26 protein-coding genes are annotated in these 23,417 nt (G+C 50.3%); 24 read left to right on the top strand and 2 right to left on the bottom strand.

Going from position 1 to position 23,417, the window contains the following annotated elements; all coding sequences use genetic code 11:
* The first annotated feature begins 1 nt into the window (after position 1).
* From fliQ to K6Q96_RS04135, 15 genes are all read left to right on the top strand, one after another.
* Positions 2-271, top strand: a complete 270-nt coding sequence (fliQ, locus tag K6Q96_RS04065) for a flagellar biosynthesis protein FliQ (protein ID WP_251877988.1) — start codon at positions 2-4, stop codon at positions 269-271.
* 13 nt (positions 272-284) lie between these two features.
* The gene (fliR, locus tag K6Q96_RS04070) at positions 285-1,082 is read left to right on the top strand and encodes a flagellar biosynthetic protein FliR (RefSeq protein ID WP_251877990.1); all 798 of its coding nucleotides are present in this window, start codon (positions 285-287) and stop codon (positions 1,080-1,082) included.
* Positions 1,082-2,215 (top strand): flagellar biosynthesis protein FlhB, encoded by a 1,134-nt coding sequence (gene flhB / locus K6Q96_RS04075; RefSeq protein WP_251877992.1) that lies wholly within the window; start codon positions 1,082-1,084, stop codon positions 2,213-2,215. Before fliR ends, flhB begins: the two co-directional genes overlap by 1 nt.
* 116 nt (positions 2,216-2,331) lie before the next feature.
* The gene (gene flhA, locus K6Q96_RS04080) at positions 2,332-4,437 is read left to right on the top strand and encodes a flagellar biosynthesis protein FlhA (protein WP_251877994.1); all 2,106 of its coding nucleotides are present in this window, start codon (positions 2,332-2,334) and stop codon (positions 4,435-4,437) included.
* A gap of 32 nt (positions 4,438-4,469) precedes the next feature.
* Positions 4,470-6,101, top strand: coding sequence for a flagellar biosynthesis GTPase FlhF (flhF, locus tag K6Q96_RS04085; protein WP_251877996.1), 1,632 nt, complete (start codon positions 4,470-4,472; stop codon positions 6,099-6,101).
* A complete protein-coding gene (locus K6Q96_RS04090) occupies positions 6,094-6,981 on the top strand; it encodes a MinD/ParA family protein (RefSeq protein WP_062662978.1) in 888 nt (295 codons plus the stop codon). The genes flhF and K6Q96_RS04090 overlap by 8 nt, the downstream gene beginning before the upstream one ends.
* Positions 6,974-7,696: an RNA polymerase sigma factor FliA gene (locus K6Q96_RS04095; RefSeq protein WP_251877998.1), complete on the top strand. Its 723-nt coding sequence runs from the start codon at positions 6,974-6,976 to the stop codon at positions 7,694-7,696. The genes K6Q96_RS04090 and K6Q96_RS04095 overlap by 8 nt, the downstream gene beginning before the upstream one ends.
* 49 nt (positions 7,697-7,745) lie before the next feature.
* Positions 7,746-8,114 carry a chemotaxis response regulator CheY gene (gene cheY, locus K6Q96_RS04100; RefSeq protein WP_002537850.1) on the top strand — a complete coding sequence of 123 codons (369 nt, stop codon included), beginning with the start codon at positions 7,746-7,748 and terminating at the stop codon, positions 8,112-8,114.
* A gap of 35 nt (positions 8,115-8,149) precedes the next feature.
* Positions 8,150-8,884 (top strand): protein phosphatase CheZ, encoded by a 735-nt coding sequence (locus tag K6Q96_RS04105; protein WP_062662976.1) that lies wholly within the window; start codon positions 8,150-8,152, stop codon positions 8,882-8,884.
* A gap of 9 nt (positions 8,885-8,893) precedes the next feature.
* Positions 8,894-11,062, top strand: coding sequence for a chemotaxis protein CheA (locus tag K6Q96_RS04110; protein ID WP_251878000.1), 2,169 nt, complete (start codon positions 8,894-8,896; stop codon positions 11,060-11,062).
* A 16-nt stretch (positions 11,063-11,078) separates the two neighbouring features.
* Positions 11,079-12,221, top strand: a complete 1,143-nt coding sequence (locus K6Q96_RS04115; protein ID WP_251878002.1) for a protein-glutamate methylesterase/protein-glutamine glutaminase — start codon at positions 11,079-11,081, stop codon at positions 12,219-12,221.
* Positions 12,222-12,230: 9 nt separating this feature from the next.
* Positions 12,231-13,010 (top strand): ParA family protein, encoded by a 780-nt coding sequence (locus tag K6Q96_RS04120; protein WP_251878004.1) that lies wholly within the window; start codon positions 12,231-12,233, stop codon positions 13,008-13,010.
* Positions 13,000-14,145 (top strand): chemotaxis protein CheW, encoded by a 1,146-nt coding sequence (locus tag K6Q96_RS04125; RefSeq protein WP_251878006.1) that lies wholly within the window; start codon positions 13,000-13,002, stop codon positions 14,143-14,145. The genes K6Q96_RS04120 and K6Q96_RS04125 overlap by 11 nt, the downstream gene beginning before the upstream one ends.
* Positions 14,146-14,178: 33 nt before the next feature.
* Entirely contained in the window at positions 14,179-14,667 is a 489-nt protein-coding gene (locus K6Q96_RS04130) for a chemotaxis protein CheW (RefSeq protein WP_002537841.1), read from the top strand.
* Complete coding sequence (locus K6Q96_RS04135; RefSeq protein ID WP_251878008.1) at positions 14,667-15,092, top strand: DUF2802 domain-containing protein; 426 nt, start codon at positions 14,667-14,669, stop codon at positions 15,090-15,092. Before K6Q96_RS04130 ends, K6Q96_RS04135 begins: the two co-directional genes overlap by 1 nt.
* A gap of 24 nt (positions 15,093-15,116) precedes the next feature.
* On the opposite strand, the gene K6Q96_RS04140 is transcribed toward K6Q96_RS04135, so the two are convergent.
* Both K6Q96_RS04140 and K6Q96_RS04145 read right to left on the bottom strand, forming a co-directional pair.
* Positions 15,117-15,410 carry an EscU/YscU/HrcU family type III secretion system export apparatus switch protein gene (locus K6Q96_RS04140; protein ID WP_062662970.1) on the bottom strand — a complete coding sequence of 98 codons (294 nt, stop codon included), beginning with the start codon at positions 15,408-15,410 and terminating at the stop codon, positions 15,117-15,119.
* Complete coding sequence (locus K6Q96_RS04145) at positions 15,407-16,186, bottom strand: flagellar hook-length control protein FliK (protein ID WP_251878010.1); 780 nt, start codon at positions 16,184-16,186, stop codon at positions 15,407-15,409. Before K6Q96_RS04145 ends, K6Q96_RS04140 begins: the two co-directional genes overlap by 4 nt.
* A 167-nt stretch (positions 16,187-16,353) precedes the next feature.
* Between K6Q96_RS04145 and ccmA the strand changes: the two genes are divergently transcribed.
* The 9 genes from ccmA to ccmI are packed head-to-tail and all read left to right on the top strand — an operon-like array spanning position 16,354 to position 23,355.
* A complete protein-coding gene (gene ccmA, locus K6Q96_RS04150) occupies positions 16,354-16,968 on the top strand; it encodes a cytochrome c biogenesis heme-transporting ATPase CcmA (RefSeq protein ID WP_251878012.1) in 615 nt (204 codons plus the stop codon).
* The gene (gene ccmB, locus K6Q96_RS04155) at positions 16,968-17,636 is read left to right on the top strand and encodes a heme exporter protein CcmB (RefSeq protein ID WP_062662967.1); all 669 of its coding nucleotides are present in this window, start codon (positions 16,968-16,970) and stop codon (positions 17,634-17,636) included. Before ccmA ends, ccmB begins: the two co-directional genes overlap by 1 nt.
* Positions 17,637-17,693: 57 nt before the next feature.
* On the top strand, positions 17,694-18,431 hold the full coding sequence (locus tag K6Q96_RS04160) for a heme ABC transporter permease (protein ID WP_251878014.1): 738 nt from the start codon (positions 17,694-17,696) through the stop codon (positions 18,429-18,431).
* A gap of 3 nt (positions 18,432-18,434) precedes the next feature.
* Positions 18,435-18,641 (top strand): heme exporter protein CcmD, encoded by a 207-nt coding sequence (gene ccmD / locus K6Q96_RS04165; protein ID WP_251878016.1) that lies wholly within the window; start codon positions 18,435-18,437, stop codon positions 18,639-18,641.
* On the top strand, positions 18,638-19,120 hold the full coding sequence (ccmE, locus tag K6Q96_RS04170; RefSeq protein WP_251878018.1) for a cytochrome c maturation protein CcmE: 483 nt from the start codon (positions 18,638-18,640) through the stop codon (positions 19,118-19,120). The genes ccmD and ccmE overlap by 4 nt, the downstream gene beginning before the upstream one ends.
* On the top strand, positions 19,120-21,096 hold the full coding sequence (locus tag K6Q96_RS04175) for a heme lyase CcmF/NrfE family subunit (RefSeq protein WP_251878021.1): 1,977 nt from the start codon (positions 19,120-19,122) through the stop codon (positions 21,094-21,096). The genes ccmE and K6Q96_RS04175 overlap by 1 nt, the downstream gene beginning before the upstream one ends.
* Positions 21,097-21,098: 2 nt before the next feature.
* Complete coding sequence (locus tag K6Q96_RS04180; RefSeq protein ID WP_251878023.1) at positions 21,099-21,653, top strand: DsbE family thiol:disulfide interchange protein; 555 nt, start codon at positions 21,099-21,101, stop codon at positions 21,651-21,653.
* Complete coding sequence (locus K6Q96_RS04185) at positions 21,653-22,144, top strand: cytochrome c-type biogenesis protein (RefSeq protein ID WP_251878024.1); 492 nt, start codon at positions 21,653-21,655, stop codon at positions 22,142-22,144. The genes K6Q96_RS04180 and K6Q96_RS04185 overlap by 1 nt, the downstream gene beginning before the upstream one ends.
* Complete coding sequence (ccmI, locus tag K6Q96_RS04190; protein WP_251878026.1) at positions 22,141-23,355, top strand: c-type cytochrome biogenesis protein CcmI; 1,215 nt, start codon at positions 22,141-22,143, stop codon at positions 23,353-23,355. Before K6Q96_RS04185 ends, ccmI begins: the two co-directional genes overlap by 4 nt.
* Positions 23,356-23,417: the final 62 nt, after the last annotated feature.

Here is a 23,417-nt window from a genome sequence, read left to right on the forward strand (position 1 = left end):
CATGGGACCAGAAGCTTTTGTCGAACTATTTCAGGATGCGCTGTATCTCATCTTGGTCATGGTTTGCGCCATTATCATCCCCGGTCTTATCGTCGGTTTGCTGGTGGCGATTTTCCAGGCAGCTACCTCGATTAACGAACAGACCCTGAGTTTTCTGCCACGTTTGATTGCGACACTGGTGGCGCTGATGTTCTTCGGCCATTGGATGACACGCATGCTGATGGAGTATTTCTTCCGCTTGATTGAAGAAATACCTCTGCTGCTTTACTGACTGAGCATCAAACATGGAATACCCGGCAGATATCATTCTTAATTGGCTGGCACAGTACTTCTGGCCGTTTACGCGCATCTCATCAATGATGATGACGATGACGTTTTTCGGTGCCCGTTTTGTGCCGGTTCGCATCCGTCTGTATCTGTCTCTTGCTATCACCTTTGCGGTGATGCCCGCGCTTCCTCAAGTGCCTGAAACTATCCAGTTGGTTTCTTTTGGTGGCTTTGTGGTATTGGCGCAACAAATCCTGATTGGCATTGCGATGGGCACAGTGACCCAGTTTGTCATCCAGACCTTTGTGCTGCTTGGCCAAATCATCGGTATGCAGTCGAGCTTGGGTTTTGCTTCTATGGTCGATCCGGCCAATGGTCAGAACACGCCCTTGCTGGGTCAGTTTTATCTTTTCGTGGCGACCATGATCTTCCTCTCTACCGATGGGCATCTACAAATGCTCAATTTAGTGGTGATGAGTTTTAAAACCCTGCCAGTGGGTGAAATGCTCGGTGTGGCGGATTACCGTGCGCTGGCAAGCTGGTTTGGCATCATGTTCAGCGTGGCACTTGGAATGGCACTGGCAGGGATTATCGCCTTGCTCACGGTGAACCTTTCGTTTGGTGTGATGACCCGCGCCGCACCCCAGCTAAATATTTTCTCACTCGGTTTCTCATTTGCGTTGCTGGTGGGTTTGATGATCTGTATGTATCTGCTCAACGGAATTTTGCCGCATTACCTGAATCACTGGGACACAGGACTGAATACTATCTGTGACCTTATCCGTCTCGACTGCACAGTAGGTGGAGGTGCCTGATGGCAGAGAACGACGGTCAGGAACGCACAGAAGACGCCACGCCCCGAAGGCGACAGCAGGCGCGGGAGAAAGGTCAGGTACCGCGCTCAAGAGAACTGGCATCAGTCGCCGTGCTCGTAGTGGGCGCAATTGCATTGATGTGGTTTGGAGAAAGTCTTGGCAAAGCCTTGATGGAGATGATGCGAAAACTCTTTACGCTCACGCGTGAGGAGATTTTTGATGTCACTTCGCTGGGCCTGATTTCTTATGGGGCGATATTTCATATTGTCTGGCCGATCACCTTTGTACTGCTGATGTTGTTTATTGCCGGTTTGATCGGTGCTTCCGCGCTGGGTGGTGTCTCCTTTTCTTGGGAAGCTGCAAGGCCTAAATTGTCCAAAATGAGTCCGTTGCAGGGCATCAAACGGATGTTCGGCAAGCAAAGCTGGGTCGAGCTTATCAAATCCATTCTGAAAGTGGCGCTGGTGTCCGGTGTAGCTTTCTATCTGATGTGGGTAAGTCTCGATGACTTCTACCAACTGAACATCGAAACCTTTCCGACCAACCTCTATCACGCGCTTGAGATTCTGATGAATTTCGTGCTGCTGATTTGCTGCTCATTGCTTGTGGTGGTGGCGATAGATGTGCCGTTCCAAATCTGGCAGCACAATGAACAGCTCAAGATGACCAAGCAGGAAATCAAAGACGAATACAAAGAAACCGAGGGTAAGCCTGAAGTTAAGGGGCGGATCCGGATGCTCCAGCGCGAAATGGCCCAGCGGCGTATGATGGCAGAAGTCCCATCTGCAGACGTCGTTATCACCAACCCGGAGCACTACTCGGTTGCGCTTCGTTACGACAGTAAAATCGACAAAGCGCCAGTGGTAGTCGCCAAAGGTTCAGACTTCCTCGCATTTAAAATCCGTGAAATTGCCGCTGAGCATGACATCACGATTGTGCCAGCACCGCCGCTAGCCCGTGCTGTGTATTACAGTACTGAACTGGAACAACAGATCCCAGATGGCTTGTTTACGGCGATCGCCCAGTTGCTCGCCTATGTGTTCCAGTTGAAGCAGTACAAGAAAGGACGTGGGCGTAAACCTAATCCGCTCGCCGATCAGCAATTGCCAATACCGCCGGAATTACGTCGCTGATGTGATACTTGACCATGTGCTAACAATAACTCATTGATTAATAAGTGCAGTAAAACTGGTTCGTTTTTTGCTTCTGAGGAGTCAGTGATTAAGCCCAGAAGAACACATAACGACACATGAAGCTTTCTTTGCCGTTCTACGACAAGGTACAGGACAAGATTCCATTCAAGCGAGGGTCTGCATTCCCTGCGATTGGTGCGCCGCTCCTCGTACTCTCAACCCTTGCGATGGTCGTGCTGCCGATGCCGCCATTGCTGCTCGACCTGATGTTCTCTTTTAACATTGCCCTTTCTTTGGTCGTGCTGCTGGTTACTGTTTACACCCGTAGACCGCTGGATTTCGCGGCATTTCCAACCGTATTGCTGATTGCGACCCTGATGCGTCTGGCGCTGAACGTCGCATCCACTCGTGTAGTACTGCTTCATGGCCATGAAGGGCCAGGTGCTGCAGGACAGGTTATCGATGCCTTTGGTTCAGTGGTTATCGGTGGCAACTACGCTGTTGGTCTGGTGGTCTTCCTTATCCTGATGATCATCAACTTCATGGTTGTCACCAAAGGTGCAGGCCGTATTTCCGAAGTAAGCGCACGCTTTACTCTTGATGCCTTACCAGGTAAGCAGATGGCTATCGATGCGGATTTGAACGCAGGTCTGATTAATCAGGATCAAGCGCGCACCCGCCGTCAGGAAGTCACCAAAGAAGCAGATTTCTATGGTTCGATGGACGGTGCGTCAAAATTCGTTAAAGGTGATGCCATCGCCGGTATTTTGATTCTGGCGATTAACATTATCGGCGGTCTTTCCATCGGTATGATTCAGCATGACGTCAGCTTTTCAGACGCCATTGAAATCTACACCCTGCTGACTATCGGTGATGGTCTGGTGGCACAAATCCCGTCGCTCTTGCTGTCGATTGGCGCTGCCATCATGGTGACCCGTCAGAACACTGACGAAGACATGGGTCAGCAGCTGGTCTTCCAACTCGTAGACAACCCACGCGCACTTATTATCGCGACGGGTATCTTGACCGTGATGGGCATTGTCCCTGGTATGCCACACATTCCATTTTTGACGCTGGCGCTTGTTTGCGGTGGCTTCGCTTATTGGAAAACCAAAGAGCAGGCTAAAGCCAAGAAAGAAGCTGAAGAAGCTCCCACAAAAGAAGTTGCACCGCCTAAGCCGAAAGAGCTGTCTTGGGATGATGTGCAGCCTGTAGATGTGATTGGTCTCGAAGTCGGCTATCGCCTTATTCCAATGGTTGACCGCGACCAGGGTGGCGAACTGCTTGACCGCGTGAAAGGCGTGCGTAAGAAGCTATCACAAGACTTTGGTTTTCTTATCCCACCGGTTCATATCCGTGACAATTTGGAATTGCCACCGAACAGCTATCGCATCACTTTGATGGGAGTGGCGGTCGGCGAGGCGGATATCCGTCCTGACAAAGAACTGGCGATAAATCCAGGTCAAGTGTTTGGCCCAGTAGATGGCGAAGGCACGGTGGACCCGGCGTTTGGGTTGGAAGCGGTGTGGATTGAAAAATCACAGCGTGAACATGCCCAGGCACTTGGATATACGGTCGTGGATTCTGCGACTGTACTGGCAACTCATTTGAGCCAGATGCTGACTAACAACGCTGAGCGCTTGCTCGGCCATGAAGAAGCTCAGAACCTCATAGATATGCTGGCTAAGCAGTCACCTCGACTAGTGGAAGGCCTGATACCTGACCTCATTTCACTGGGCTCTGTGGTGAAAGTGATGCAGAACCTTCTCAATGAAGCGATTCCTATTCGTGATGTACGAACTATTATACAAACACTGTCTGAGTACGCGCCGAAGAGTCAAGATCCCGACATTCTTACTGCCGCTGTGCGAATTTCGCTCAGACGCCTGATTGTTCAAGAAATCAATGGGGTAGAGTCAGAATTGCCTGTTATCACTTTGGTTCCTGAACTGGAACAGATATTGCATAAAACAATGCAGGCGTCAGGTGGTGAATCGACCGGTATCGAACCGGGGCTGGCAGAAAGGCTACAACAGAGTCTGTCAGAAGCGACCCAGCATCAGGAATTGCAAGGTGAGCCAGCAGTCCTACTGACTTCAGGGGTACTTCGTTCAACACTGGCCAAGTTTGTAAAAAATACTATTCCGTCACTGCGAGTCCTGTCTTATCAGGAAGTGCCGGATGAAAAACAAATAAGAATTGTAAGAGCGGTTGGCAACTGATGTTGCGACATCAGTAACTCAGGACGACGATTTTGAAGATTAAACGATTTTTTGCCAAAGACATGCGAACAGCGCTGGCCGAAGTGAAAGAAGCACTCGGCGCGGACGCTGTCATCATGTCCAACAAAAAAGTGACTGGCGGTGTCGAAATCGTGGCGGCAGTAGATACTGACGCACCAACCCGTGATGTGCGCAAGGAAGCGGCGAGAACGCAGATGGCGCAAAACATGGACCGCGCCCAACAAACACGCCGACTGGCTGACGACACTGTGCACTTACGCCGTGACATCAGCAAAGAGGCAGCCAGAAAGCCACTGGGTGGTGCGCTGGGCAGCAAGTTCTCAAGCTTGCTCGATCGTTACCAATCACAGCTGCCGGAAAGCAACACTTCCGATGAGCCACAGCAAGAGGCTGATTCGCTGAGTGCGCTGTTAGCACGTCAAAATGACGCTCGTGCCCGTCAAAGCGAAAATACTTACAGTGCTGCGCCAGCCCGTCGTCCTAATGGTCATAATGGGCAAAACGGTCAGAGTAATGGCAATCGTAATGGCGCAATCAATAACGGCAAAAACGGTTTCTCACGCTCGCAGCAACAGGCTAAAGGTCAGGAACTCGACCGCCTGTATCGTCAAAAACGTGACGAGCAAGACCGTCGTGCTCCAGGTCGTGATGATCGCTTTGAATTGCGTAACGAGCCTCGTCGACAGCCAGCACGTCAAGGCAACGAAGAAATCGAAGCGATGCGCAAAGAAATGGCGACGATTCGTAGCCTGCTAGAGCACCAACTTTCCGGTTTAATGTGGCAAGAAGTAGAGCGCAAAGAGCCTCTACGTGCCATGTTGATCAAACGACTTGAAAAAATGGGTATCTCCCCAGTGCTGGCTGACCAATTGGCTGGTTACATTCCCGAAGATACCCCACCGAATGAAGCGTGGTCGGAGTTACTGGATTTAGTGGCAGATCAAGTCATTACCACCAGTGAAAACTTGCTGGAGTCGGGCGGTGTGATTGCACTTCTTGGACCTACCGGTGTGGGTAAAACAACGACTATTGCGAAGTTAGCAGCCAGGGCAGCAATGGACTTCGGCCCTGAAGAAATTGCTCTTGTGACGACGGATACCTTCCGTATCGGCGCGCATGAGCAACTGGCAACCTATGGTAGAATTTTAGGTTGCCCCGTAAAAGTTGCTAAAGATGCGGACGAACTGGCCGATATACTGTATCAGTTACGTCACCGTCGACTGATCCTATTGGATACCGCAGGCATGGGCCAGCGAGATCTGAGGCTTTCAGAACAACTTGATACTCTTATCCAAAACAGTGGTTCACATATTCGAAGCCTCCTGGTATTGCCAGCGACCTCACAGCGTCGCGTGCTGCAGGAGACTATTGATCACTTCCGACGTATTCCCCTCTCAGGGTGCGTACTGACGAAGTTGGACGAATCCCTCAGTCTGGGGGAATTATTGAGTGTGACCATAGAAAACGCCCTTCCGGTTACCTATCTGGCTGATGGTCAGCGTGTACCCGAGGACATTCGCCAGGCAAGTGGGAGATACCTGGTTAACAAGGCGAGTGAACTGATGGATCAAGATTCAGAGCAGCAAAACCATTTCTGGAGTCATGATGTACCAGAGTCGAATGCGGCGGACTTTTATGATTGAGACAACCATGCATGATCAAGCAAGCGGCCTCCGCCGCCTGACAAACCCGACTCGCACCAAAGTCATAACTGTCACTGGTGGTAAAGGCGGTGTCGGTAAAACCAACATCACTTTGGGTATGGCTGCAGCCATGGCCAAACAAGGCAAAAAAGTGATGGTGCTGGATGCGGACTTGGGACTGGCCAATGTCGATGTTTTGTTGGGGTTGCGTGTAGGTAAAAACCTTAGCCATGTTATGCAGGGCGTATGCGACCTTAAAGACATCATTGTCGAAGGTCCACACGGTATGAAGATCATACCAGCGTCTTCTGGCATGCGCGGGATGACAGAGCTGAGCATGGCTCAACACGCAGGTCTTATCAGGGCGTTTGGTACGCTCGAAGAAGACGTCGATGTACTGCTGGTGGACACTGCAGCCGGTATTTCTGACATGGTGTTGAGCTTCTCACGTGCTGCGCAGGACGTATTGATTGTGGTGTGTGATGAGCCGACTTCCATTACGGATGCTTACGCCCTGATCAAGCTGTTAAGCCGAGAACACGGCGTTACCCGATTCAAAGTCGTTGCCAATATGGTGCGCAGCTACCGTGAAGGCCGAGACTTATTTACAAAATTAACTCGTGTAACAGAAAGATTTTTAAATGCTAATCTAGAATTAGTAGCATGTGTTCCATTAGATGAGCATGTGCGTCAATCTGTAAAGAAGCAACGCGTAGTGATTGATGCATTTCCAAAGTCTCCGGCTGCGCTTGCACTGAATGCGCTGGCAAACAAGGCTCTAACCTGGCCTGTACCGCGCAATCCGGGCGGACACTTGGAGTTTTTTGTTGAGCGACTGCTGGTTCGAGACGAGGCAGCGGGGGATTACCTCAGTGAATAGGGTGCTCACCTACAGCAGGACAGGAGCATCAACGGAAACGGTGTTTGAGCAATACGCCACATTGGTAAAGCGCATTGCACACCACCTGATAGCCCGTTTGCCCCCCAATGTGCAGGTTGAAGATCTTATTCAGGCAGGCATGATTGGCTTGCTTGAAGCGCAACAGAACTACGACTCCACAAAAGGAGCGAGTTTTGAAACCTACGCCGGTATCCGAATTCGTGGCGCCATGCTGGATGACATCCGCAAAGGCGACTGGGTACCTCGCTCGGTTCATAAGAATAACCGCCAAATCAGCGAAGTGATTTCACAGCTGGAAGGCGAGTTGGGGCGAGACCCCAACGATAAAGAAATTGCGAAACGCCTGGGTATGAGCCTGGATCAGTATTACCAAGCTCAAAACGACATCAACGCAGGACGACTGATTGGTATCGACGACTTAGGCGTTTCAGAAGATGCTTTCGTGACTGAAAGTCATCGTGACGAAAACCTTCCCTTTGAGGAGGTAGCCGGGGACAGCTTTAAATCGCACTTAGCGAACGCTATCCGCGGGCTCCCTGAAAGAGAAGCTTTGGTACTCTCTCTCTATTACGACGAGGAACTCAACCTCAAGGAGATAGGGGCCATTATCGGGGTTAGTGAATCCCGGGTTTGCCAGATACAAAATCAGGCAATGCAGCGGTTACGGACCAAGCTTTCCGCTTGGTCAAAGTAAGTTTCTACAATAATAAGGAACCTCACTGGAGGCCACTTTGAACACAAATATGAAAATCCTCGTTGTTGATGACTTTTCAACAATGCGCCGTATCGTTAAAAACCTCCTTCGAGATCTGGGTTTCAACAACACCGTTGAAGCGGATGACGGCCTGACAGCACTGCCAATCCTTAAGAAAGGCGGTATTGATTTTGTCGTTACTGACTGGAACATGCCGGGCATGCAAGGTATCGATCTGCTGAAGAACATCCGTGCTGACGATGAGCTCAAGCATCTGCCAGTTCTGATGATCACCGCAGAAGCCAAGCGTGAGCAAATCGTTGAAGCTGCTCAGGCTGGTGTGAATGGTTATATCGTTAAACCGTTTACTGCCGCAACGCTCAAAGAAAAGCTGGATAAGATTTTCGAGCGCATGTGATTTTCTTCTTCGCGCAGTGAAGGATTATTTAGACGATGATAACTCTCGACCAAGCTAAAGAATTGGTCAGTTTGCTTGAAGAAGGGAATCAGGACGGCGCGAACGAATTACTGGCTAAGCTTGCCAGTGATGTGCGCAATCCGCTCTTCAATGAGGTAGGAAAACTGACCCGACAACTGCATGACTCGTTGTCCAACTTCCGTTTAGATCCACGCGTCAGCGATCTGGCTACCAGCGAGATCCCCGATGCGAAAGATCGCCTGAACTTTGTGATGGAAAAAACGGAACTGGCTGCGAACCGGACTATGGATGCAGTGGAAGCGACCCTTCCAATCGCCGACAACCTGCAAGAATGCCTTGCTCAGGTTCGTCCGCAGTGGAATAACCTCATGGGGGGGCGGATTGACATAACAAGCTTCAAGGACTTGTGTCACCAACTCGACGGTTTATTGACACAGGTTGAAGGGGACACCACCAAGCTCCACGGTCAATTGACCGAAATCCTCATGGCACAAGATTTCCAGGACTTAACCGGACAGGTTATCCGTCGTGTCATTGAATTGGTGCAGGAAGTAGAAAAACAACTGGTTGAAATCCTTACCGCCTTTGGTTTGGATGACGATCAGAAAGAACCAGAAACAGAAGCAGAACAACAGCAATCTGGCATTGTGGCTGAAGGTCCGGTCGTCTCCGAGAAAGAGCGTCAAGAGAAACAAGTGATGCAAAGTCAGGATGACGTCGATGATCTGCTTTCCAGCCTGGGCTTTTAGGGGTGCGTTATGAGTTTTGAAATGGATGAAGAAATCCTCCAGGACTTCTTAATTGAAGCCGGTGAGATTTTGGAGTTGTTGTCCGAGCAATTGGTTGACCTGGAAAAATCACCAGATGATAGAGACCTGCTCAATGCAATATTCCGTGGTTTCCATACCGTCAAAGGTGGTGCAGGCTTCCTGTCGCTCACCGAGCTGGTTGAAACCTGCCACGGTGCAGAAAACATCTTTGATAATCTGCGTAATGGCGGACGTGAATTAACGCCGGAAGTGATGGACACCATCCTCCAGTCGTTGGATACCGTTAACGAGCAGTTTGCTTGTGTGCAAGAGCGCGAACCGGTGCCTGCGGCCGATCCTGCACTCATTGAAGCCCTCCACAGATACAGCCGTCCTGCTTCGGAAGATGAAGCGGTAGAAGCGGCTGCACCTGCGCCAGAACCCGAGCCGGAACCAGAGCCTGAACCAGAAGTCGTTGCTGAGGCGCCTGCTGAAGGCGGCGAAGCGATTGCTGGTGATTCTGTTGATGAAATTACAGATGACGAATTTGACCGTCTTCTGGATGAGCTACATGGTTCGGGCAAAGGCCCACAAGCGGGCGGAAGCGCGCCTGCACCTGCCGCCGATGCGGGTGCTGCAGGCGGTGGTGATGACATCACAGATGACGAGTTTGAAAAACTGTTGGACGATCTGCACGGCTCAGGCAAAGGTCCACTGGCTGGTGGAGCAGCGGGAGCCGCAACACCACCACCACAAAATGCGACTGTAGAAAGCCCTGCCAGTGATGAAATCACTGACGACGAGTTTGAAAAGCTTTTGGACGATTTACACGGCAAAGGTAAGAGTCCAATTGCGAGTGGTTCAGCGCCTGCGCCTTCAGCACCACCGCCGCCAAAAGCAGAGCCAAAACCTGCACCAGCGCCAGCTCCAAAAGCTGAGCCTGCGGCAGCGAAACCGCCTGCACCGGCCGCTAAGCCGCCAGCAAAAGCTGACGACAAAAAGCCGCCTGCACCTCAGGTTGAACAGACTGTGCGTGTTAACACGTCTACGCTTGACACCATCATGAACATGGTGGGCGAGCTGGTCTTGGTGCGTAACCGTCTGGTGAGCTTGGGAGCAAGTAGCGACGACGAGAACATGGCGAAAGCGGTGACCAACCTTGATGTTGTCACTGCTGACCTTCAAGGCGCTGTCATGCAAACGCGTATGCAGCCAATTAAGAAGGTGTTTGGCCGCTTCCCACGTGTTGTACGTGACCTTGCGCGAAGCTTGAAAAAAGACATCGTGCTCGAAATGCGCGGCGAAGAAACCGACTTGGATAAAAACCTGGTTGAGGCACTCGCGGACCCAATGGTTCACTTGGTGCGTAACTCGGTTGACCACGGTATTGAGATGCCGGATGTCCGTGAGGAAAAAGGCAAACCGCGCACAGGTACCATTACCCTTGCAGCTTCGCAGGAAGGTGACCACATTCTGCTGACCATCGAAGATGATGGTGGTGGTATGGATGCAGAGAAATTACGTTCTATCGCAGTAGAACGTGGCGTAATGGATGCGGATGCTGCAGCACGTCTGAGCGACACTGAAGCCTACAACCTTATCTTCGCGGCGGGTTTCTCAACCAAAACCGAGATTTCAGATATCTCCGGTCGCGGTGTGGGCATGGACGTGGTAAAGACTGCGATTACCCAACTGAACGGCACGATTTCTATCGACTCAGAATTGGGCCGCGGTACCATTATCTCAATCAAAGTGCCATTGACACTGGCAATTCTGCCGACGCTGATGGTGGGTATTGGTAATAATCCATTTGCGTTCCCGTTGTCGAACGTAAACGAAATTATCAGCCTGGATTTGTCGAAGACAAACACCGTTGATGGTCAGCTCACGCTTATCGTACGGGAAAAAGCAATTCCGCTGTTCTATCTACAGGATTGGCTGTGCCCAAGTCGCTCGACGAATCGAGAGACTGGTCACGTAGTCATCATCCAGATGGGACACCAGCCAGTCGCATTCGTGGTTGATTCGTTGATTGGTCAAGAAGAAGTGGTAATTAAACCACTGGACGAGTTGTTGCAAGGTACGCCAGGTATGGCGGGTGCAACCATCACCAGTGACGGCCACATCGCATTGATTCTTGACGTGCCGAATCTGCTGAAGCGATACGCTGGTCGATAAAATCATAAGGAAAGACATGGCAGTGAAAGTTTTGGTGGTGGACGATTCAAGTTTTTTCCGCCGCCGTGTTAGTGAAATTATTAACGGGGATCCTCGCCTTCAAGTCATCGACTGTGCAGTTAACGGGAAAGACGCAGTTGAAAAGGCAGCACAACTAAAACCCGATGTCATTACTATGGACATCGAAATGCCTGTGATGGATGGTATTACTGCAGTTCGTGAGATCATGCAGAGTAATCCTACGCCGATTCTGATGTTTTCTTCGTTAACGCATGACGGGGCAAAAGCCACCTTAGATGCGTTGGATGCAGGGGCACTCGACTTCCTGCCAAAGAAATTCGAAGACATCGCACGTAACCGCGATGAAGCGGTCAGCCTGCTGCAACAGCGCGTGAGCGAGATTGCTCGTAAGCGCGCGTTTCTGCGCAGACCCGCTCCAGCTGCTCGGCCAGCAATGGCTGCACCAGCGCCGACTGCCACTACTACAGCGCGCGCGCCAGTCCGTCCAGCGACGGGTGGTGTCCCTGCTGCACCAGCTGCAAGACCTGCATCATCACCAGCACGTTTTAAAGCAAGCGGGAAACGCTATCAGCTCGTTGCGATTGGTACCTCGACAGGTGGGCCGGTTGCGCTGCAAAAAGTGTTGAGTGGATTGCCAGCGAATTTCCCATTGCCTATCGTGCTTATCCAGCATATGCCATCTACTTTTACTGCTGCTTTTGCACAGCGCCTGAATGGCCTATGTAAAATATCAGTAAAAGAAGCGCAGGACGGCGATCCTCTGCAACCCGGTACCGCTTATTTGGCACCAGGTGGTATGCAGATGATGATCGATGGACGTCCGGGGGCTGCGCGTGTGAAAATTATTGACGGCGGCGACCGTATGAATTACAAGCCTTGCGTGGATGTAACCTTCGGCTCTGCAGCCAAAGTCTACAACGACAAAGTGTTGTCTATGGTATTGACGGGAATGGGCGCAGATGGCCGAGACGGTGCAAGATTGTTGAAACAACAAGGCTCAACGGTATGGGCACAGGACGAAGATAGTTGTGTTGTTTACGGTATGCCGCAAGCTGTTGCTAAAGCGGGAATTTCAACCGAAGACTTGCCGTTGGACCGCATCAGCGAGCGTATTCTCGTTGAGCTCAACCTCGTTTAAGGAGCGGCTGTGATAGTCTGGAGCATTGCAAACCAGAAAGGGGGCGTGGGGAAAACCACCACCACCGTTACCCTCGCTGGGCTTCTCAGTGAAAAGAACAAGCGAGTCTTACTGATCGACACCGATCCGCATGCGTCGCTCACAACTTATCTGAATTACGATTCGGAGCAGTTGCCACGTACTTTGTTCGATCTGTTCCAATTGCAGGCTATCAACCGAGATACGGTTAAACCGCTGATCCTCAATACTGAATACAAAAATCTCGATATTCTGCCATCGCACATGTCACTGGCGACGCTCGATCGTGCCATGGGCAACCGCGGTGGTATGGGCTTGATGCTGAAGAAAACGTTGGCATGCCTTGAAGACGAATACGATTACGCCTTAATTGATTGTCCACCTATTCTGGGTGTCATGATGGTTAACGCGCTGGCAGCAAGTAATCGTATTCTTATCCCGGTTCAAACGGAATTTCTGGCAATGAAAGGCCTTGAACGCATGGTGCGCACATTGCAGATCATGCAAAAGTCCCGCGCATCAGCCTTTAAAGTTTGTATTGTCCCTACCATGTACGACAAACGTACCCGTGCATCTCTTGAAACCCTTCAAGAGCTGAAGGTGCGTTACCCGGATCAGGTTTGGACGTCAGCAGTGCCAATTGATACCAAATTCCGCGATGCAAGTTTAAAGCACATGCCGCCATCGTATTACGCAAAAAACTGTCGCGGCGTGTTTGCCTACAAAACGCTGCTCTCTTATCTGGAGCGACTCGAACAGGATGAAAGATAGCCGTGCCTTATCCAGTGTTCAGGCGCTGGATGACTATTTTGATGCACTGCTGGAAGAAGATTACTTTTCTCAGCAGCATGACACGGATGTGACGCCACAAGCCGAAGAAGAGTGCGTTTCGCTTGAACCTCAGCCAGTGGTGATGGAACCGGTTGAAAAATTCAGCGGGGCGACGCTGACCAAAGACAAACGTGACTTGTCTTCGGTAGAAAAACTGCTTAGTCAGCTCAAGCTTGATGACGACATGGAAGTGGAAGTCGAGGAATCGACAGAAACGGAAGTGATCGTTAGCAGCGAACAGGCTGTTGAAACCTATACTGAAGCGCCGACCGAAACAGCGACAGAGGTAGAGACTGAAACCGTCTCCGAGACTGATACCGCCACCGCAGCTGCGGTGGGTGTCGAAGTGTCTGTAGAAACTGATGTGGAGACTACCGTTGAGGTAGAAGCGGTCGTTGAGCCAGTCTTTGAAACCATTGTCGAAACACACGTCGAAGCCGATGTTCAAGCAATGGTGGAAGAAGCTGTAGAAGCAGAAGTTGTTGCCGAGCCTGAGGTTGTGGTCGCAACTGAGAAAACTGTTACTGAAGAAGTGACCGATTCTGTCGATACAGAGATTGAAACCGCTAGTGAGCCAGAAACTCAGGCTGATGAAGACATTGCGCCACCTTGGCAAAACATTGCTTCCGAGTATGCGTTTCAGGTGTTGTTCTTTGAGTCGTTTGGCGTGACATATGCCGTTCCCCTGGCTGAATTGGGGGGGATTCATAAACTCGAAGATTGTAATCACTTGATAGGTAGGCCGGACTGGTATCTGGGTCTCCAGACTGAACGGGATCAGCAGTTGGATGTAGTAGATACTGCCAAATGGGTGATGCCGGAAAAAATAGCGGATAACAGCCATCGCGATGACTATAGTTATATTGTGATATTGGGTGACAGTAAATGGGGCTTGGCGTGTGATGCCCTCCTCGGGACAGAGTCACTCAATGGTGAGCAAGTGCGATGGCGCGAACAAGCTGGCAAACGGCCTTGGTTGGCCGGATTAGTCAAACAAAAAATGTGCGCCTTGATCCACGTCGAAGCGCTGATTGCCATGCTGAATCAGGGTATTGATGCCAATGCGTTGGCGTAAGTGACGCAGCACAGCACGAAAAGAGGAAAATAAATGTCTCAGGTAGCTGAAGTTCAAAAAGAAAACGTGAATGACGAAGTCTTGCAGTGGGTGACTTTCCAGCTGGAAGACGAAACCTACGGCATTAACGTTATGCAGGTTCGGGAAGTATTGCGCTATACCGAAATCGCGCCGGTACCAGGTGCGCCAGACTATGTTCTTGGCATTATCAACCTGCGCGGTAACGTAGTGACAGTTATCGACACCCGTTCACGTTTCGGCCTTGCCCAAGGCGAAGTGTCTGACAACACCCGAGTGATCGTGATTGAAGCGGAATCTCAGGTTATTGGTATTATGGTCGACAGTGTAGCTGAGGTCGTTTACCTCAAGACATCTGAAATTGACACCACACCAAGTGTGGGTACCGATGAGAGCGCCAAGTTTATTCAGGGTGTTAGCAACCGCAATGGTCACCTGCTGATTCTGGTTGATCTGAACAAACTACTCTCTGATGAAGAGTGGTCAGAGATGGCAATGCTGTAATGCTCGATCTTGTGTTGCAATGGCTGCCACTGTGCGTTTCTTTGAGCGTTGCGGTGGTTGCCTTGCTGATGCTAAGACGGGAAAAGAAAGCCCGTCAGAGCTTGGAAACCAAGTTTCAAGCCATGGAGCTACTCTATAAAAATGCCCGTCAGCAACAAGAGAGTCTCTCTAAGCAATTCAACGAATTGCGCGCGGGATCCATTGGCATGAGCCAAAAACTTGCCGAACTATCGCAGCGCTTTGATGAGTTGCTCGATAAACAAAACGAGATGGAAATGCAGGACCCGGACGGTCGCCTATACAGCCGTGCCAGTAAGATGGTCGAGCTTGGGGCAGACCTGCGGGAGTTGATGGAAGAGTGTGACCTGCCAAAAGCAGAAGCAGAGCTTCTTCTGAATATCCGAAAACAGCGTATGACGCGTTAACCTGACACCTAAAACCTAAAACCATTACACCGTTTTGTTGACCATTGACCCCTCCCAACCGGGCGGGGTTTTTCCGTCTAAGTACCAGGCAAAAGCAATCAACTCTGCGATCACCAAATAGAGTTGTTCAGGGATTTCGTCACCCACTTCTAATGCCGCCAACCAATTCATCAGGGCTTCGTCACTATGAATGAGTCCGCCGTTCTTCTCCATTTCTTCGATGAGCTTTTCGGCCAACACATCGTAGCCTTTGGCAGAGACCTTTGGCGCATTAACACCATCGTATTTAAGCGCCACTGCGCTTTTAGCTTTCTTCATACCTGAATATTCACTCCTGACGAAATGGTTTCTGTCTGCACGCTATCTAAGGTGTTGATTTCACATTGCTCCAGTGCAATATGATGCTGGGCAAGTTTTTCCTCCAGTTTGGGCATTGCAGTCTCTATCTGATTTCTTAAGCCATCAGCATCGGTGGAAAAGCTGAGGGAAAGGGAATTGTCCTCAAGTTCTGCTGTCGCAGTGAGGTGACGGTTTTTGGCTAGAGTCAGGTTAAGCGTGACACACCAGCGCAACTTTTTCTTTTTCCTTCCGGTCTTTTTCTCGACATTGATGTGCACCGGAGAAAGGTTGTTGTCCCTGAAAGGGAACAACCAGTGGTAGTCACCGGGTTTGGTTTGCTCGTTAATGCGCTGTTCAGCCATCAACATGAGTAAAGACTTAAGTTTTCCTGCTCCTTCTTGTCCATCGGTCGCAGCTGTTGCTTGACGCAATGCTTCCAGCAACCCTTTATCAGCTTGTTGCTCGGCGAGCCATTTCGCAGCCTGTTTGCTATCGCTTGGCATGGATAATTGCTTTAGAAGGGCAATCACAACAGGGGCGAGTGTTTTTGCATCCGATTTGGTTGTTTGCAACAGGGAATAAAGCGGCATTAGGGCGAGTAACAGGGAAAGCTGTGAACGCTGGCCGTCACTCAGGCTGCCTGTGTTGCCGGATGCTTGGATTGGCTGGCCTACTTCGAGCAAGCTTTTTACCGGAACATTCTTCAATGTTTCCTGCGTTAATGTATTGATGTGATTGATATTGTCGATTTTCATATTTACTCACAATTATTAACGCTTAGCGCATATACCCAGACCTCATCAATCAGTAGGATTTGATTGCTTGAGTGACATTAGCGAGACCCTGCGGCTAACGACTTTAAACGCCTCTATGGTATTATCGGGCAAATTTTTCATAACTTTATCGGGAAAGCCAATTTCTCATGTTGGAAGTGCGCGAGCTCAGCTGTGTCCGTGATGAAAAGGTGCTGTTTGAAGATCTCAGTTTTACGTTGTCATCCGGTGATCTTGTCCAAATTGAAGGGCCAAACGGCGCAGGTAAAACCACACTCTTACGGATCATCGCTGGTCTGGGATTGGCAGAGTCTGGGGATGTTCTCTGGGACGGAGAATTGGTCAGTAAAGCCCGTGAAGAGTTCTATGGCAACTTGCTGTTTCTAGGCCATAGTACAGGCGTAAAGCGTGAAATGACCGCGTTTGAAAACTTGGCGTTTTACCAGCGTATGCATGGTGAAGCGAATGAAGAGAAGCTTTGGGAAGCCCTCGCGAGAGTGGGTCTGGCGGGCCGTGAAGATGTGCCTGCTGCTCAGCTATCTGCAGGTCAAAACCGCCGGGTAGCCTTAGCACGACTTTGGATTAGTCAATCCAAACTTTGGATTTTGGATGAGCCGCTTACAGCCATTGATAAGCAGGGCGTGAAGGTACTTGAGAATCTTTTTGAACAGCATGTAAACGGCGGAGGTATGGTGTTGTTTACAACCCATCAAGACATGTTCGAAGGCAACCCATTGTTGCGCAGGATCAGGTTGGGGGCGTAATGGGATCCGCTATGTTTCACATGATCCGCCGAGAGCTTCTCGTCGCTTTTCGTCGTCAGTCCGACATGCTGAACCCACTATGGTTTTTCATCATCGTCATCACGCTGTTTCCATTGGGTGTTGGCCCTGGGCCGAATCTCCTGGCAGAAATCGCACCCGGTATCATCTGGGTTGCTGCTCTGTTAGCGGCAGTCTTGTCTTTAGACAGGCTGTTCCGCGATGATTTTATGGATGGCTCACTTGAGCAAATGTTATTGATGCCAGAACCTTTATCAGTTCTGGTCTTTGCGAAAATTATTGCGCACTGGTTACTGACTGGTTTACCACTTTTGATCATAAGTCCGCTTCTGGCGGTATTACTTTCATTAGACTGGGAAGCTTATAAAGCGGTGGTGCTCACGTTGTTACTTGGCACGCCGACATTGAGCTTTCTTGGCGCGATTGGTGTAGCGCTGACGGTAGGTTTACGAAAAGGTGGCGCGCTGCTAAGCCTCTTGGTTCTGCCGTTGTTTATTCCGGTTCTTATCTTCGCGACATCCGCGATTGATATGGCCGCTGGAGGATTTCCAATTAACGGTCAGCTTGCCATCATGGGCGCAATGCTGGCCGGTTCGGCCACGCTTTCTCCGTTTGCAGTCTCTGCTGCCCTGCGGGTGAGTGTCCAATAATACTAATTATCAATAGGGTCAGCAGACCCTGCATATTAACTGAGAGCGATATTTGCAATGTGGAAATGGCTTCATCCATATGCCAAGCCCGAGGCAACCTACCGACTGTGTAATACTCTGTTGCCGTGGTTTGCGGTATTGGCAGTACTGTCACTGATCACCGGTACCGTTTGGGGACTGGCGTTTGCGCCGTCAGATTACCAGCAAGGGGATAGTTTCCGAATCATCTATATTCATGTTCCAGCGGCCATCTGGTCAATGGGCGCATATATGTCGATGGCGATTGCAGCATTTATCGGCTTGGTTTGGCAGATCAAAACGTCGGACTGGGCAGCAGCTGCGATGGCGCCAGTTGGTGCAGTATTCACCTTTATCGCTTTGGTGACTGGTGCCATCTGGGGTAAGCCTATGTGGGGCGCTTGGTGGGTTTGGGATGCACGCCTGACTTCTGAGCTTATCCTCCTGTTCCTCTATCTTGGTGTGATCGCGCTTTATAACGCTTTTGATGACGACCGCTCTGCGGGGCGTGCAGCAGGCATTTTGGCGATTGTAGGTGTCATTAACCTACCTATCATCCACTTCTCTGTTGAGTGGTGGAACACGCTGCATCAGGGTGCAACCATCACCAAATTTGCGAAACCTTCTATCGCTCCAGAGATGCTATGGCCACTGCTTCTGAATATCCTTGGTTTTGCTCTGTTCTTCGGCGCAGTATCGCTGATGGGGTTGAAAAACAAAATACTACAACGTGAAGCACACCGCCCTTGGGTCCGTGAGCTGGTTGAAAGGGGATAAATCATGCATTTCGGTTCTTTCTCTGAGTTTCTGGCGATGGGCGGCTACGCCGGTTACGTCTGGGGTGCTTTCGCGATCACTTTCATTGCGCTGGCTTGGGTAGCATTGGCGACCCATTTCACCCGTCGTAAGTTGTTTAAAGAAATTAAGAACAAAGTTGCCCGAGAGCAACGTATTAAGAATGCCCAAAAAATGGAGAACACGCTATGAACCCGAGACGCAAGAAACGACTGGGGCTGGCTCTTGCCCTGGTGTTTGGTGTAGGCGCGACGATTGGATTGGTGCTTTACGCATTGAACCAAAACATGGATTTGTTCTACACACCAACCGAGCTGGTTAACGGTAAGCCTGATGGCACCAAACCAGAGGTGGGTCAAAGTCTGCGTATTGGTGGTATGGTGGTGAGTGACTCGGTTGAGCGCGACCCGGAATCTTTAAAAGTGAGTTTCCGTGTGGCAGATATTGGCCCAGAAGTCACCGTGGAATTTGAAGGTATTCTGCCTGACCTTTTCCGTGAAGGTCAGGGAATTGTTGCACAGGGTGTGCTGGTTGATGAACGCACCGTGTTCGCAAGCGAAGTATTAGCGAAACACGATGAAGAATATATGCCGCCTGAAATCGCAGAAGCGATGAACAAAGGGCATAAACCGCTTGAATACACCGAGCAGCAAAAACAGGGTAGCTACTAATGATTGCTGAATTAGGGCATTTCGCCCTTATTATCTCTCTTGGTTTCTCCGTCCTTCTGAGCATTTACCCTCTTTGGGGGGCTCACGTCGGAAACCAGGCCATGATGCGCTCAGCGCGTCCATTGGCTATCGGCATGTTCCTAATGCTATTGATGTCTTTTATCGCATTGAGCTGGGCATTCTACGTTAACGACTTTACGGTCACTTATGTCGCGAGTAACTCAAACAGTGCCTTGCCGTGGTATTACCGTCTGACGGCAGTCTGGGGCGCACACGAAGGCTCATTGCTTCTTTGGGTACTTATCCAGGCCGGTTGGACACTGGCAGTTGCCATTTTCAGCCGTGGCATGCCGTTGGAGTCAGTCTCCCGCGTATTGGCAGTAATGGGTATGATCGGTGTCGGCTTCTTGCTGTTTATTATTCTGACTTCGAATCCGTTTGAGCGCACACTGCCTTACTTCCCGGTTGATGGCCGTGACCTCAACCCGCTTCTTCAGGATCCAGGGCTGATTGTCCACCCGCCGATGCTTTACATGGGTTATGTGGGTTTCTCTGTGGCATTTGCCTTTGCAATCGCCTCTTTGATGGCGGGTCGTCTTGATACGGCGTGGGCACGTTGGTCCCGTCCTTGGACAACTGCAGCTTGGGTCTTCCTGACATTGGGTATCGCACTGGGCTCTTGGTGGGCTTACTACGAACTTGGCTGGGGCGGCTGGTGGTTCTGGGATCCAGTAGAAAATGCCTCATTCATGCCTTGGCTTGCGGGTACAGCGTTAATGCATTCGTTGGCAGTAACGGAAAAACGGGGCACGTTCAAAGCATGGACTGTACTGTTGGCATTGTCTGCCTTCTCACTAAGTCTGTTGGGCACCTTCCTGGTACGTTCTGGCGTACTGGTTTCAGTACATGCTTTCGCCTCTGATCCAAGCCGCGGCCTGTTTATTCTTGGATTCCTAGTGGTGGTTATTGGTGGCTCGCTGTTGCTTTATGCATTGCGTGCATCAGAAGTCCGTGTGCGTGGTAACTTTGAACTGGTTTCCCGTGAGAACGTCTTGTTGGCAAACAACATTCTGTTGGTTGCAGCTTTGGTGGTTGTCCTGCTTGGCACACTGTTGCCACTGGTTCACAAACAGCTCGGCTTAGGTTCAGTATCAATCGGTGAACCGTTCTTCAACCTCCTGTTTACTTGGCTCTCTGTGCCATTTGCCTTTTTGATCGGCGTTGGCCCACTTATCCGCTGGAAACGCGATAACCTGAAGAATGTGAAAAAAGAGCTGCTGTTTAGTGGTGTGCTTTCCGTTGTTCTGGGTGTGGCGCTCGTCTGGGTATTCGCTGATGTCTTTATGCCGCTGGCGGCGCTCGGGGCAGTAATGGGCCTCTGGGTCATCATTCTGTCTTGCATTGAAGTTTATCAGCGTGCGACGCACCGTCATGATTTCGTCACCGGTCTGGGTAAGCTGGGTCGCAGTCACTGGGCTATGGTGCTTGGTCATATCGGTCTGGCAATCACAGTGCTCGGCATTGCAATGGTTCAGAACTATGACATCGAACGCGACGTGAAAATGGCACCGGGCGATCGCATTGAACTGCAAGGTTATGATTTCCATTTCGCAGGTCTTCGGGATAAAGATGGCCCAAACTACGATGGTTACATCGCGGACTTCGATATTTACCGTGGAGATAGGCGTGTAAACACACTGCATGCCGAGAAACGTTTCTACACAGTCCAGCGCTCGATGATGACTGAAGCGGCAATTGACCGTGGCATTACCCGTGACCTCTATGTGGCTATGGGTGAACGTTTAAATGATGGTTCTTGGGCTGTGCGCATCTACTACAAACCTTTCGTCCGCTGGATTTGGTTGGGTGCATTGGTGATGTCACTGGGTGGCTTGCTGGCTATCTCAGACAAACGTTACCGTTTTCGTAAGAAGGCTCAATCAGAAGTCTCTGCTGAGCCAGTGAAGGAGGCTTAAAGGTGAACAAACCTTTACTCTTTATTCCGTTTGCACTGTTTATGGTGCTGGTTGGTGTTTTCTTTGTGCAATTAGGAAAAAATGCTGACGGTGATGACCCGACCAAGCTTGAATCTGTGCTGGTAGGTAAGCCGGTGCCTGAGTTTCGTCTCGAAGATCTGGCGCAAGCTGGCAAGTTGCATGACCAGGACATATTTAAAGGTGAACCCTTACTCCTGAATGTTTGGGCGACATGGTGCCCAACCTGTTACGCCGAGCATACTTACTTGAATGAGTTGGCTGCAAATGGTGTAAAAATCATTGGCCTGAACTACAAAGACGATCGCGTAAAAGCGATCGGCTGGCTGAACCAGTTAGGTAACCCTTATCTGGTCAGCCTGTTTGATGGTAATGGCATGCTAGGTCTGGATCTTGGCGTTTACGGTGCGCCTGAAACTTTCCTTATCGATGCCAACGGTGTGATTCGTTACCGACACGTCGGTGATGTTAACGATCGAAACTGGAACGAAAAATTAGGCCCGATGTATGAACAGATGCTGGCGGAGGCAAAAGGCTAATGAAACGTTTTCTGTTAGCAATCATGCTGGCTGCAAGTGCTGCGTTCTCAGTTTCTGCTGCGATCGAAGTGTATGAGTTTGACACTCCTGAACAAGAAGAGGCCTTCAAAAAGCTCGGTAAAGAACTGCGCTGCCCTAAATGTCAGAACAATAATATTGCCGATTCCAATGCGGGCTTGGCTCAGGATCTTCGTTTGAAGGTTTATGAGATGCTCAAGCAAGGTAAGAACGAAGACGAGATTGTCGATTACATGGTCGACCGATACGGTAACTTTGTGACTTACAACCCGCCACTGACGGCGTCGACATTGATTCTTTGGGCTGGCCCGGCATTGTTTGTGGTTGTCGGATTCACTGTCTTGGTGATGCGCAGCCGTAAACCTAAAGCGAAAACCGTTAAAGCTGAACTTGATAGCGAAGAGCAGGCACGTCTGGATGCCTTGCTCAATGAAGGCTCGGCTGACAATAAAAATAAGGATAACAACGGATGACTGAAATGTGGTTCTGGCTGATCACAGCCTTAATGATAGTGGTCTCTGTTGGCTTATTTGTTTTGCCGATTTACCGCGGTAAGGAACAGGACGAAGCGGCGAGCCGTGATGAACTGAACAAAGCCTTCTTCCGCGATCGGATGGAAGAGCTTAACGAAGAAGCCGAGGAAGGTCTGGTAGAGAACCAGAACGAATTGGCGGTAGAACTCAAGCAGTCGCTGTTGGATGATATTCCAGCCAGTGAGAAATCAGCGACACAAAGCAAAGTTCCGTTTGTGGTGTTGGTGCCAGGCATCTTGATCATGATTGCCATGAGTTATGGTCTTTACAACACCATGGGTAACTATCGTGAAGTGGTTTCCTGGCAGGATACAGCTTCTCGCTTGCCGGATCTGTCTCGTCGTTTGATGTCGGACACCAATGAGCCGATGACAGATCAGGAGATGGCGGAGTTGACGCTGTCCCTTCGTACCAAGCTTCATCAAACGCCAGATGACGCGATGGGCTGGCTATTGCTGGGCCGAATTGGTTTAGCTAACCGTGATGTGCAAACTGCGGAAGGTGCTATGGCAAAAGCCTATAATCTGATGCCTGACGACAGCGATGTGAAACTCGGCTATGCGCAGTCTCTGATGCTGTCAGGTGATGAGCAAAACAGCAATATAGCGCGCAATCTTTTGCGCGAAGTGATTAGAGTGGATCATGGCAACCTTCAAGCATTCTCATTGCTTGCATTTGATGCTTTTGAACGAGGAGCTTACGAAGAAGCTGTAGCTGCTTGGTCAACCATGAAACAACTGCTGCCAGCGGACGATCCACGTATCTCTATGTTGGATCGCAGCATTCAACGCGCGGAAGCACAAATGGGTGCTGGCGAAGGGCAGTCTGTTTCTGTGACAATTTCGCTGGATGAACAAGTCCAATTGCCAAGTGAAGGTGTATTGATTGTTTCGGTTCACTCTGCGGACGGTGCGCCAATGCCGGTTGCAGCGAAGCGCCTGCCGTTGAGCCGCTTCCCGGTAGAAGTTGAACTGACAGATGCTGACAGCATGATCCCGGAGCGTTTGATGTCTTCTTTGCCAGAGGTGATGGTGAAAGCCCGCATAGATAACGACGGCAACGTAATGACACGTGACGGTGATTGGTTTGGGGAAACCGTTCCGTTCGAATTAGGTGGCAGTTCACAGTTAGTGATTAACCAAAAGCAGTAAGTGCTTTATACTGCCTCAATAATGACAAAAGGTCGGTATTTAACCGGCCTCTTTTTTACCCA

The organism is Grimontia kaedaensis, from assembly GCF_023746615.1.
GTDB classification, from domain to species: domain Bacteria; phylum Pseudomonadota; class Gammaproteobacteria; order Enterobacterales; family Vibrionaceae; genus Enterovibrio; species Enterovibrio kaedaensis.